Below are 12,217 nucleotides of genomic sequence, written 5' to 3' on the forward strand. Positions count from 1 at the left end.
GCGGGGCGGGCGCTCGGATTGCGGGCGGGATGCCCCCGCAGCCGGGGCCGCGGGGCCGCCGTCGTCGCGTGGCAGCTCATCGTCCAGGCGCAGGGACAGCGCGATCCGCTTGCGGGCCGCGTCGACACTTATCACCTTGACCCGGACCACATCCCCGGGCTTGGCCACCTCGCGCGGATCCGAGACGAAGTTCCGCGACATCGCGGACACGTGCACCAGCCCGTCCTGGTGCACGCCGATGTCGACGAAGGCGCCGAACGCGGCGACGTTGGTGACGGTGCCCTCCAGGATCATGCCGCGCTTGAGATCTTTCAGCGTCTCGACGCCCTCCTTGAACACCGCGGCCTTGAAGGCCGGACGCGGATCGCGGCCGGGCTTTTCCAGTTCGCGCAGGATGTCGGTCACCGTCGGCAGCCCGAAATTGTCGTCGACAAAACTCTGCGGCTTCAACTGCCGCACGATCTCGGCATTGCCGATCAGCGCCTTGATGTCGCTCTTGGTCGCCGCGAGAATTCGCCGCACCACCGGATAGGCCTCCGGATGCACGCCGGAGGCATCGAGCGGATCGGCGCCGCCCTGGATGCGCAGAAAACCCGCGCATTGCTCGAACGCCTTCGGCCCCAGCCGCGGCACCTCCTTCAGCGCCTTGCGCGACGCGAACGGGCCGTTGGCGTCGCGGTGCTGCACGATGCTCTGCGCCAGGCCGGATCCGATGCCCGAGACCCGCGCCAGCAAGGGCGCGGACGCCGTATTGGCATCGACGCCGACCGCGTTCACGCAGTCTTCCACGACGGCATCGAGCGAGCGCGCCAGCTTGCTCTCGCCGAGATCGTGCTGGTACTGGCCGACGCCGATCGCCTTGGGATCGATCTTCACCAGTTCGGCCAGCGGATCCTGCAGACGCCGCGCGATCGAAACTGCGCCGCGCAGCGTGACGTCGAGCTCCGGCAGTTCTTCGGAGGCGAAGGCCGAGGCCGAATAGACCGACGCGCCGGCTTCCGACACCACGATCTTCGACATTTTCAGGTCGGGCAGCAGCTTGACCAGATCCATCGCCAGCTTGTCGGTTTCGCGCGATGCGGTGCCGTTGCCGATCGCGATCAGGTCGACCTTGTGAGTGACTGCGAGCTTGCCGAGCGTCGCCAGCGCCGCGTCCCACTGACGCTGCGGCTCATGCGGATAGATCGCGGTGGTGGCGACCACCTTGCCGGTGGCATCGATCACGGCGACCTTGACGCCGGAGCGGAAGCCCGGATCGAGGCCCATCGTGACGCGTGCGCCGGCGGGTGCCGCCAGCAGCAGATCGCGCAGGTTGGAGGCGAACACGCGCACCGCTTCGGTTTCCGCCGCGGTCCACAGCCGCATCCGCAGGTCGATGTTGAGATGCACCTGGATCTTCGTGCGCCACGCCCAGCGCACCGTCTCGGTCAGCCATTTGTCGCCGGGCCGGCCCTGATCGGAGATCGCAAAACGCTGCATGATCTTCATTTCATAGGAACTGACCACCACAGCCGTCGAGGGTTCGGCGGGCGGGCGATCCGGCTGCATCTGCAGATCGAGGATCTCTTCCTTCTCGCCGCGGAACATCGCCAGAATGCGGTGCGACGGCAGCTTGTTCAGCGGCTCGCTGAATTCGAAATAGTCCTTGAACTTCTCGCCTTCGGCCTTCTTGCCGTCGCGCACCTTGGAGGCCATCAGCCCGTTCGACCACATCTGCTCGCGCAGTGCGCCGATCAGGTCGGCGTCTTCGGCAAAACGCTCGACCAGAATCGCGCGCGCGCCGTCGAGCGCGGCTGTGACGTCGGCGACCGCCTTGTCGGCATTGACGAAGGGCTCGGCGACCTTCTTCGGGTCGTTCTGCGGTTCGGTCAGAAGCAGCTCGGACAAAGGCTCGAGGCCGGCTTCCTTGGCGATCTCCGACTTGGTGCGGCGTTTCGGCTTGAACGGCAAATAGATGTCTTCGAGACGGCCCTTGCTGTCGGCGGCCATGATCGCGGCCAGCACCTTGTCGTCGAGCTTGCCCTGTTCCTTCACCGATTCAAGGATCACGAGACGGCGCGCTTCCAGCTCGCGCAGATAGTTCAGCCGCTCTTCGAGGTTGCGCAGTTGGGTGTCGTCGAGTTCGCCGGTGACTTCCTTGCGGTAGCGGGCGACGAACGGCACGGTGGCACCGCCATCGAGCAGTTCGACCGTCGCCGCGACCTGTTGCTCGCGCACGCCCAGTTCTTCCGCAATCTGTCGAATAATATTTGCCAACGCGCAGTTCCTTCGCAACATCGCGGCGGGTCAATTCCCCGCCGTCGGGAAACGCTTATGGACCCATGGCGAGCGATTCATCAACCCCGGCGGGGCGGGGCGCAATCTTCTGTGGATGGCCTTGTTCGCATTTGAAAATATCAGCCTTTTTCAGCCAATTGACCGCTTTTTGCATTGCAAAAAGATAATGCTAGATCGCGGCCGGCGATGTGTGTAGACGAACGTTCCTCCCGGGAGCGATGATGTCTACTTGCGGTCTTGATTTTGGAACGTCGAACACGACGCTCGGTACCATCGTGGACGATGTCCCGGTTCTGGCCGCGCTGGAACTCGATCACGGCACGATTCCCAGCGCGATTTTCTACGCGGGCGACGGCGCCACTCTGATCGGCCGCAAGGCGATCGAGGCCTATGTCGAAGGCGCGCCGGGCCGTCTGATGCGCAGCCTCAAATCGGTGCTCGGCACCGCGCTGATCGACGAGACCACCAAGACCGGCCGCGAGCGAACCAGCTTTCGCGACATCATCGCCTGGTATCTCAGCGCCGTGAAGCGCCGCGCCGAAGCCGCCACCGGCCGCCCCTTGCGCAATGTGGTGCACGGCCGCCCGGTGCATTTCGTGGACAACAACGAGGTCAACGACCGCAAGGCCGAAGCGACCCTGCGCGACATTGCCTCCGATATCGGTTTCGAGGAAGTCACCTTCCAGTTCGAGCCGATCGCGGCGGCGCTGGATTACGAGCGCACGCTGCATTCGGAAGAGATCGCGCTGATCGCCGACATCGGCGGCGGTACGTCGGACTTCTCCATCGTGCGGCTTTCGCCCGAGCGGCATCGCCATGCCGAGCGCAAGGACGACATTCTGGCCAATGACGGTGTCCGCATTGGCGGCACCGATTTCGACCGCCAGCTCAGCCTCGGCGTGATCATGCCGCTACTCGGCTATCGCACGGCGATGAAGCGCGCCGGGCTCGACGTGCCTTCGGGCTATTTCCACGATCTCGCGACCTGGTCCAGTATCAACCGGATGTATGATTCCAAGGTGCTGAACGAGGTTCGTCAGGTCCGCTTCGAATCGAAGCAGCCGGAACTGCTGGATCGCCTGGTCCGCGTGCTCGACGAGCAGCGCGGCCACACGCTGGCGATGGAGATCGAGGGCGCCAAGATTTCGCTGTCGGACAAGCAGAAGGCCAGCATCGCGCTCGACTGGATCGAGCCCGGGCTTGCCGCAGGCGTCGTGCGCAAGGAACTGGTCGGCCACACCCAGTCGCTCGCCGACCGCATCAAGGCGCGGATCGAGACCTGCCTGGAGCAGGCCGGGCTTGCCGCCGACGACATTGACGCCGTGTTCCTGACCGGCGGCTCGGTGCAGCTCGCCCACGTCCGCAAGGCCATCACCGAAGCCGTGCCCAACGCCCGCGCGATCGACGGCGACACTTTTGGCGCGGTCGGCAAGGGCCTGACCATCGAAGCTATCCGGCGCTACGGGCCGGGACATTAAGCTTCCCTTCGCCCACGAGGCGCAACAGGATGCGGCTCCGCACCCTTGATCGCGCGATGTGGACGGCCATATTAATCGCATGACGAAGCTGTCGAACCGCGAACGGATTCTGACTGCAGGCCTCGAGGTCGTGCATGCGCATGGCTATGCCGGGGCCAGCGTGCGCGACATCGTGCAGGCGGCGGGCGTGCCGCAGGGCTCGTTCACCAACCACTTCGCCTGCAAGGAAGAATTCGTCCTCGAGATTCTCGATCTGTATCTCGCCGCCGGCCGCGAGCTGATGGCGGAAACGCTGCTCAACGAGGGGTTGTCGCCGTTACAGCGGCTGCGCGATTACGTCGACGCCAGCCAGTCCCGGCTCGACGCCAACCAGATGCGCAACGGCTGCATGTTAGGCAACTTCTCCGCCGAGGCGACCGATCACAGCGAGCTGATCCGCGCGCGGCTGGTCGAGATTTTTGCGGAACTGCAGGGCAACCTGGCGACCTGCTTGCGCGCGGCCGTCGATGCCGGCGAATTGCCGGATGATTTCGACAGCGCCGAAGTCGCCGGCTTCATCGTCTCGTCGCTGCAGGGCGCCTGTCTGCTTGCCAAGGCGGAGCGCAGCCCGGCGCCGTTCGCGCGCTTCAAGCAGGTGCTGTTCACCCAGGTGCTGCGCTAGGTACCGGGTCCCGGATGATCCCCGGCGGTTGCCGTCTCCCGTGCAGTTCGATAGACCTCCCGGACTAACCAAGTGCGGCGTTTCGCCGCCGCCAAAAACAAAATGCCGGGAGACGCCCATGAGCCAGACCGCTGCCGCGGAAAATGTCGCGCGCGCCAAATCCGACATCGAAACTTCGACCATCCGCGCGATCTCGTGGCGGCTGATTCCGTTTCTTGTGCTGGCCTATTTCCTGGCCTATCTCGACCGCGTCAATCTCGGCTTCGCCGCCCTCACCATGAATGCCGAGCTGAATTTCTCGCCGACGGTGTTTGCCTGGGGCGCCGGCATTTTCTTCATCGGCTATTTCCTGTTCGAGGTGCCCTCCAACATCGCGCTGGAGAAATTCGGCGCCAGCCGCTGGATCGCGCGCATTATGGTGACGTGGGGGCTGATCTCCGCGCTGATGGCGCTGGTGACGGGGCCCTGGAGCTTCTATGCGCTGCGCTTCCTGCTCGGCGTAGCCGAAGCCGGCTTCTTCCCCGGCATCATCCTGTATCTGACCTACTGGTATCCAGCCGAATACCGCGCGCGCTTTCTTGCCGCCTTCGCTGTCGCGGTGCCGGTCTCAACCGTGATCGGCGCGCCCGTGTCCGGCATGCTGCTCGGGCTCGACGGCGTGATGGGCCTCAAGGGCTGGCAATGGCTGTTCATCATCGAGGGCATTCCCTCGGTCGTGCTCGGTGTCGTCACCTGGTTCTACCTGACCGACAGGCCGTCGCAGGCGACCTGGCTGTCGGCCGAGCAGAAGGCCTGGCTGGCATCCAGGATCGACGCCGAAGTGGCGGCGAAGCAGCAGGCCGGTCAGATGACGTTGTGGCAGACGCTGTTGTCGGGCCGGGTCCTGAAGCTCTCTCTGATCTACTTCGGCTTCGTGGCCTCGCTGTACGGCATGCAGTTCTGGCTGCCGCAGATCGTCAAGGCGTTCGGCTTCAGCAACGTGCAGACCGGCTTCGTCACCGCGATCCCCTATCTCTTCGGCTCGGTCGCGATGATCCTGTGGGCGCGGCATTCCGACCGGACGCGCGAGCGCATCAAACATGTCGGGCTGCCGCTGATCCTGATTGCGGCGTCGCTGGGCGTGGCCGGTGTGCTCACCGATCCCGTCTGGACGATGATCGCGCTGACGTTCGCGGCGGTGGGTGTGTTCTGCACCTTCGCTCTGTTCTGGACGCTGCCGACCTCGTGGCTGACCGGGGCCGCAGCCGCCGGCGGCATCGCGATGATCAACTCGATCGGTAATCTCGCCGGTTTCGGCGGGCCGTACCTGATCGGCTGGGTCAAGGAGACGACCGGCAGCACCTCGACAGGCTTGCTGGTGCTGGCGGTGATGCCGCTGATCGCCGGCCTGCTGGTCTTGTTCGGCCGCCAGGACACCTCGGCGGAATTTGCGCCACCGGTACGGAAAAAGGGGTAATATTGCACCCTCTAGTGCCTGCAGAGGCGGCAAGACGACCTTTTTGTGATCACTGACGATTATTGACAATCGTCAGTGATCAGTCCAAATTTCCTTCGACGCCACCGAAGGAAGCTTGCGATGTCCGGTCAATTGATTTCTCCCCGTTTTCGCCAGCCGCTCGCGGTTGCCGTGATCCTGCTGCCGGCCTTGGTGCTGGCCGGTTGCGGCAAGAAACCCGAGGCCAAGGCCGAACTGCCGCGGCCAGTGCTGGTGGCGACCGTTAAATTCCAGCCGGAAGCACCGGCGCGCAGTTTCGTCGGCACCATCAAGCCGCGCGTCGAGACCGACATCGGCTTCCGCGTCCCCGGCAAGGTCGCCAAGCGTCTGGTCGAGGTCGGCCAGACCGTCGAGATCGGCCAACCGCTGGCCACGCTGGACGAAGTCGATCTGTCGCTGCAGGCCGAGCAGGCGGTCGCCGAATTCACCGCCGCCACCGGCGTGTTGGCCAATGCCGGCGCTGCCGAAGGCCGCGCCAATGAATTGCGCGCCAAGGGCTGGTCGACGCAGGCCCAGGTCGACCAGGCGAAAGCCTCGGCCGATGAGGCCCGTGCCCGCCTCAACCGCGCCGAGCGTTCGGTGAACCTCACCAGGAACAGCCTGTCCTATGCGACCCTGCTCGCGGACACCCGCGGCGTCGTTACCGCGACCCTGATCGATCCGGGCCAAGTGGTCAGCTCCGGCCAGACCGCGGTGCGCGTCGCGCGCTTTGCGGAGAAGGAAGCTGTGGTGGCGATCCCGGAGACGCTGGTCGGCCGTGCCAAGGACGGCACCGCGCGCGTCTCGCTGTGGTCGGAGCCCGGCAAGCAATACGCCGCGAAATTGCGCGAGATCGCGCCGAATGCCGATCCGGCGACGCGCACCTATCTCGCCAAGTTCTCGCTACCCGATGCCGACGACAAGGTGTCGCTCGGCATGACCGCGACGCTGACCCTGTCCGACGCCGCGACCGAGCGCGTGGCGCGCCTCCCGCTATCGGCATTGTTCAGCCAGGGCGCCAACCCCTCGCTCTACACCGTCAGCGACAATGGCGATGTCGCGCTGAAGCCGGTCAAGGTGAAGTCCTATGAGAGCAACGACGTGATCATCTCCGGCGGCGTCGAGGACGGCGCGAAGGTCGTGACGCTCGGCGTGCAGAAGCTGGACCCGGCGCAAAAAGTCCGCGTCGTCTCCGCGCTGACCTTTTAAGGGACCACGCCGATGCATCGCTTCAACCTCTCCGCCTGGGCGGTCAGCCATCCCGCGCTGATCCTGTTCCTGATCGTGGCGCTCGGTGTCGCCGGGTTCTTCTCCTACGAGAAGCTCGGCCGCGCGGAAGATCCGTCCTTCACCGTGAAGGTCGTCAACATCACCGCGATCTGGCCCGGCGCCACCGCCAAGGAGATGCAGGAGCAGGTCGCCGATCCGATCGAGAAGAAGCTGCAGGAGCTGCCCTATTTCGACAAGGTGCAGACCTATTCGAAGCCGTCCTTCACGGCGTTGCAGATGACGTTCAAGGACAATGCGCCGCCGAAGGACGTGCCGTATTTGTTCTACATGCTGCGCAAGAAGCTCGCGGACGTGCAGGGCAGCCTGCCGGTCAATCTGGTCGGACCGACGGTGAACGACGAATTCAGCGACGTCGATTCGATTCTCTATACGATGACCGGCGATGGCGCCGACTACGCGCAGCTGAAGAAGATCGCCGAAGGGCTGCGACAGCGCCTGCTCAAGGTGCCCGGCGTCAACAAGGTGAACTTCTACGGCACCCAGGACGAGAAGATCTTCGTCGAATTTTCGCACGCCAAGCTGGCGACGCTCGGCATCACGCCGCAGACCTTGTTCGACTCGCTCGCCAAGCAGAACGCGATCACGCCGGCCGGCACGGTGGAAACCTCGTCGCAGCGCGTGCCGTTGCGCGTCACCGGCGCGCTCGACGGCTTCAAGGCGGTGGCGGAAACGCCGGTCGAGACCGGCGGCCGCACCTTCCGCCTCGGCGACATCGCCACCGTCAGCCACGGCTTCGTCGATCCGCCGGATTTCAAGGTGCGGCAGAAGGGCCAGCCGGCGCTGGCGCTCGGCGTGGTGACGGCGAACGGCGCCAACATTCTCGACCTCGGCAAGGCTGTCGAAAGGGCCAAGAACGAATTCATGGCCGCCGTGCCGCAGGGCATCCAGATCGAGCAGATCGCCGACCAGCCGGTGGTGGTCGAGAAGGCAGTCGGCGAATTCGTGCATTCCTTCGTCGAGGCGCTGGCCATCGTGCTGTTCGTCAGCTTCCTGGCGCTGGGCTGGCGCACCGGCATCGTGGTCGCGCTGTCGGTGCCCCTGGTGCTGGCGATCGTGTTTGTCGTGATGAACGCCATGTCGATCGACCTGCATCGCATTACGCTCGGCGCGTTGATCATTGCGCTCGGCCTGCTCGTGGACGACGCCATCATCGCGGTCGAGATGATGGTGGTGAAGATGGAGCAGGGCTGGGACCGCGTTCGCGCCGCGTCCTTCGCCTGGGAATCCACAGCGTTTCCGATGCTGACCGGCACGCTGATCACCGCGGTAGGCTTCCTGCCGATCGGCTTCGCCAATTCCGCGGTCGGCGAATATGCCGGCGGCATCTTCTGGATCGTGGCGATCGCGCTGATCGCCTCGTGGTTCGTCGCCGTGATCTTCACGCCCTATATCGGCGTCAAGCTGCTGCCGAACTTCGCCGCGCACGGCAAAGCCAACCACGATCCGCACGCCGTCTACGAGACGCGGATGTATCGCGGTCTGCGCAGCGTAATCGCCTGGTGCGTCGAGCACCGCATCAAGGTAGTCGTCGCCACGGTCGGAATCTTCGCCGCGTCCATCGTCGGCTTCGGCCATGTGCAGCAGCAGTTCTTCCCGCTGTCGGAACGGCCCGAGCTGTTCCTGCAACTGCGGTTGCCCGAGGGCACGGCCTTCGGCGTGACGGAGAAGACGGTGCAGAACGCCGAGAAGCTGCTCAAGGACGACAAGGACATCGCGACCTTCACGTCCTATGTCGGAAGGGGCTCGCCGCGGTTCTGGCTAGGCCTCAATCCGCAATTGCCGAACGAATCTTTCGCCGAAATCGTCATCGTCGCCAAGGGCGTCGAGGAGCGTGAACGCATCAAGGCTCATATCGAAAAGGCTGTCGCCGATGGCCAGTTGCCGGAAGCGCGGGTACGCGTCGACCGCTTCAACTTCGGCCCGCCGGTCGGCTTCCCCGTACAGTTTCGCGTCGTCGGGCCGGATACCGCGACCGTGCGCGAGATCGCCTACCGGGTCCGCGAGGTAATGCGCGCCAACAAGAGCGTGATCGATCCGCATCTCGACTGGAACGAACAGACGCCGTACCTCCGGCTGGTCGTCGATCAGGACCGCGCCCGTGCGCTCGGCCTGACGCCGCAGGAACTGTCGCAATCGCTGGCGATGCTGATCTCCGGCGCGCCGGTGACCACCGTGCGCGACGGTATCGAGAAGGTCGGCGTCGTGGCGCGGGCGGTGCCGTCCGAACGGCTCGATCTCGGCAGCGTCGGCGACCTCACCATCACCTCGCGAAACGGCGTCGCAGTACCGCTGTCGCAGGTCGCCAACATCGAATATGCCCATGAGGAGCCTATCCTGTGGCGGCGCAACCGCGACATGGCGATCACCGTGCGCGCCGATGTCGTCGATGGTGTGCAGCCGCCGGACATCACCGCGCAGCTCGTGCCGCAACTGCAGGCGATCCGCGACAGCCTGCAGCCGGCCTAGCGCATCGAGGCCGGTGGCGCGTTCGAGGAGTCCGCCAAGGGCAACAGTTCCATCATCGTGCTGTTTCCGTTGATGATCATCCTCATGCTGACACTGCTGATGGTCCAGTTGCAGAGCTTCTCGCGGCTGCTGCTGGTGTTCCTGACGGCGCCGCTCGGTATCGTCGGCGCATCATTGGCGCTGAACGTCGCCAACGCGCCGTTTGGCTTCGTCGCGCTGCTCGGCCTGATCGCGCTGGCCGGCATGATCATGCGCAACGCCGTCATCCTCGTCGATCAGATCGAGACCGACGTCGCGCATGGCCTGACCCGCCGCGAGGCCATCGTGGAAGCCACGGTGCGCCGCGCCCGCCCGGTGGTGCTGACTGCGCTGGCCGCGATCCTGGCGATGATCCCGCTCACGCGCTCTGCATTCTGGGGACCGATGGCGATCACCATCATGGGCGGCCTGTTCGTGGCGACCTTCCTGACGCTGCTGTATCTGCCGGGTCTCTACGCGCTCTGGTTTCGCAAGACGCTGGAGGAGCGTGGCCCCGGCGAGGATGTCGATCACCATGCAGCGCGGTATCGTGATCACGCGGTGATTCCACTTGCCGCCGCTGCCGAATAATTGAAGATTGAATGCTATGAGTCTCGTTTCCGATACAGTCGAAGCCGACATGCAGGCCCGCATCATCGTGGTGGCGGAACGCCTGTTTCGCGAGATCGGCTACCAGAAGACCACCGTCGCCGACATCGCCAAGGTGATGCGGATGAGCCCGGCCAACGTCTATCGCTTCTTCGATTCGAAGAAGTCGATCGTCTCCGCGGTGGCGCAGCGGCTGATGGGCGAGGTCGAGGACGCCGCGCAGGTGATCGTCGCGGCGCCCGCACCGGCCTCGCGGCGGCTGCGCGAATTGCTGACCTCGATCCACCAGATGAACGCCGAGCGTTATGTCGGCGATTCCAAGCTGCACGAAATGGTGGCGATCGCGATGGAGGAAAGCTGGGACGTCTGCACCGCGCATATGGAGCGGATCACCGGCACGATCGCCGGGGTAATCGCGGACGGCGCGGCATCCGGCGAATTCCATGTGGCCGACGTGCCGCTGGCGGCGATGTGCACCTGCACGTCCATGCTGCGGTTCTTCCACCCGCAGATGATCGCGCAATGCGCCACCAAGCCCGGTCCCTCGCTGGACCAGATGATCGACTTCGTGCTGGCCGGGCTCTTGCCGCGCCGCTAGAGCGTTTTCGGGGAAGTGACTTCTATCGGAACGGAAAAGGCTCTAGACGATGACGAATGTCATCACAGGGGATTTTCGCGTGACCGATCTCAGCCCGAAGGATTTGCATTTCTACGAGCCGGCCAACGGCCACGGCCTCAAGCACGATCCGTTCAACGCCATCATCGCGCCGCGCCCGATCGGCTGGATTTCGTCGCGCAGCGGCAAGGGCCACGTCAATCTGGCGCCCTACAGCTTCTTCAACGGCTTCAACTACACCCCGCCGATCATCGGGTTCTCCAGCACGTCGCGCAAGGATACCATCCAGAACATCGAGGAAACCGGCGAATTCGTCTGGAATCTGGCCACGATGGATCTGGCCAAGCAGATGAACGCCACCGCCGCCCATGTCGCCGCGGAGGTCGATGAATTCGCGCTCGCCGGGCTGACGGCGGTGCCGGGCAGGGTCGTCAACGTGCCGCGGGTCGGCGAGAGCCCGGTGTCGTTCGAGTGCAAGCTGACACAGATCATCCAGTTGCAGGGCGCGGACGGCAGCAAGCTCGGCGGCTGGCTGACGCTGGGCGAGGTGGTCGCCGTGCACATCGACAAGAAACTGATCCAGGACGGCGTGTACCAGACCGCTCTGGCGCGCCCGATCGTCCGTGCCGGCCGCCGCGGCGATTATTTCGAGATCAGGCCCGACGCGATGTTCGAGATGAACCGGCCCGACTGAGGCGCCTGGCGCGCCGTGACGACAGGTCACGGCGCGCCAAATCGCATTTCGGGAACCGTTGCGGTATCCTGCCGTTAAGGATGGCTCGGCATCCGCCCGGTAGCGTCGCTGTATTCGTGTAGAACCATCGCGGATCGGGCTGCATCCCGAGCAAATGCCTTTCGGCGGCTGTTTACCCTCCGGGGGCGGCAGCCGCTTCGATCCCAGAGGATCTTCCCATGCGCTCATTCAGCTTCCGCCGCGATGTCATCTCCAAGCCGATCTTCGGTTGGGCCAAGGGCGTGCTGCCGACCATGTCGGACACCGAGCGCGAGGCGCTGGAGGCCGGTGACACCTGGTGGGACGCCGACCTGTTCACCGGAAATCCGGACTGGGCCAAGCTGCTGAAGGTAAAGCCTGCCAAGCTCACCGCCGAAGAACAGGCCTTCATGACCGGACCGGTCGATCGCCTTTGCGAAATGCTCGACGACTGGAAGATCAACTGGGAGCTGCGCGACCTGCCGCCGGAAGTCTGGGACTTCATCAAGCGCGAAAAATTCTTCGGCATGATCATCCCGAAGGAGTTTGGCGGGCTCGGCTTCTCGCCGTTCGCGCATTCCGAGATCGTGCGCAAGATCTCGTCGCGCTCGGTGGT

The 12,217-nt window shown here is 64.6% G+C and carries 8 protein-coding genes and 1 pseudogene; 8 read left to right on the top strand and 1 reads right to left on the bottom strand.

Annotation, left to right across the window (positions count from 1 at the left end; genetic code table 11):
- A partial coding sequence (locus JWQ24_RS15150) for a Tex family protein (RefSeq protein ID WP_299809468.1) occupies positions 1-2,256 on the bottom strand: 2,256 nt, incomplete at its 3' end.
- Between the two features lie 242 nt (positions 2,257-2,498).
- On the opposite strand from JWQ24_RS15150, the gene JWQ24_RS15155 reads away from it, so the two are divergent.
- The 8 genes and pseudogenes from JWQ24_RS15155 to JWQ24_RS15190 form a co-directional block, all read left to right on the top strand.
- The gene (locus JWQ24_RS15155) at positions 2,499-3,755 is read left to right on the top strand and encodes an Hsp70 family protein (RefSeq protein WP_299809471.1); all 1,257 of its coding nucleotides are present in this window, start codon (positions 2,499-2,501) and stop codon (positions 3,753-3,755) included.
- 79 nt (positions 3,756-3,834) lie between these two features.
- Complete coding sequence (locus tag JWQ24_RS15160) at positions 3,835-4,416, top strand: TetR/AcrR family transcriptional regulator (RefSeq protein ID WP_299809474.1); 582 nt, start codon at positions 3,835-3,837, stop codon at positions 4,414-4,416.
- Between the two features lie 118 nt (positions 4,417-4,534).
- A complete protein-coding gene (locus tag JWQ24_RS15165; protein WP_299809477.1) occupies positions 4,535-5,872 on the top strand; it encodes an MFS transporter in 1,338 nt (445 codons plus the stop codon).
- 120 nt (positions 5,873-5,992) lie between these two features.
- Positions 5,993-7,099, top strand: a complete 1,107-nt coding sequence (locus tag JWQ24_RS15170; RefSeq protein ID WP_299809480.1) for an efflux RND transporter periplasmic adaptor subunit — start codon at positions 5,993-5,995, stop codon at positions 7,097-7,099.
- A 12-nt stretch (positions 7,100-7,111) separates the two neighbouring features.
- Positions 7,112-10,255 (top strand): annotated as a pseudogene (locus JWQ24_RS15175) (efflux RND transporter permease subunit).
- 16 nt (positions 10,256-10,271) lie between these two features.
- Positions 10,272-10,871 (top strand): TetR/AcrR family transcriptional regulator, encoded by a 600-nt coding sequence (locus tag JWQ24_RS15180; protein ID WP_299809483.1) that lies wholly within the window; start codon positions 10,272-10,274, stop codon positions 10,869-10,871.
- Between the two features lie 49 nt (positions 10,872-10,920).
- Positions 10,921-11,583, top strand: coding sequence for a flavin reductase family protein (locus tag JWQ24_RS15185; protein WP_299809486.1), 663 nt, complete (start codon positions 10,921-10,923; stop codon positions 11,581-11,583).
- Between the two features lie 218 nt (positions 11,584-11,801).
- Positions 11,802-12,217, top strand: a 416-nt coding sequence (locus JWQ24_RS15190) for an acyl-CoA dehydrogenase family protein (protein WP_366521447.1), incomplete at its 3' end; no start/stop codon positions are given.

Origin of the sequence: Tardiphaga sp. (assembly GCF_028290495.1) — a bacterium.
Taxonomy (GTDB): domain Bacteria; phylum Pseudomonadota; class Alphaproteobacteria; order Rhizobiales; family Xanthobacteraceae; genus Tardiphaga.

What these genes read in the sequence shown, in the direction of transcription:
- JWQ24_RS15155 (WP_299809471.1), top strand. Translation starts at nt 2,499, where the DNA reads ATGTCTACTTGCGGTCTTGATTTTGGAACGTCGAACACGACGCTCGGT.
- JWQ24_RS15160 (WP_299809474.1), top strand. Translation starts at nt 3,835, where the DNA reads ATGACGAAGCTGTCGAACCGCGAACGGATTCTGACTGCAGGCCTCGAG.
- JWQ24_RS15165 (WP_299809477.1), top strand. Translation starts at nt 4,535, where the DNA reads ATGAGCCAGACCGCTGCCGCGGAAAATGTCGCGCGCGCCAAATCCGAC.
- JWQ24_RS15170 (WP_299809480.1), top strand. Translation starts at nt 5,993, where the DNA reads ATGTCCGGTCAATTGATTTCTCCCCGTTTTCGCCAGCCGCTCGCGGTT.
- JWQ24_RS15180 (WP_299809483.1), top strand. Translation starts at nt 10,272, where the DNA reads ATGAGTCTCGTTTCCGATACAGTCGAAGCCGACATGCAGGCCCGCATC.
- JWQ24_RS15185 (WP_299809486.1), top strand. Translation starts at nt 10,921, where the DNA reads ATGACGAATGTCATCACAGGGGATTTTCGCGTGACCGATCTCAGCCCG.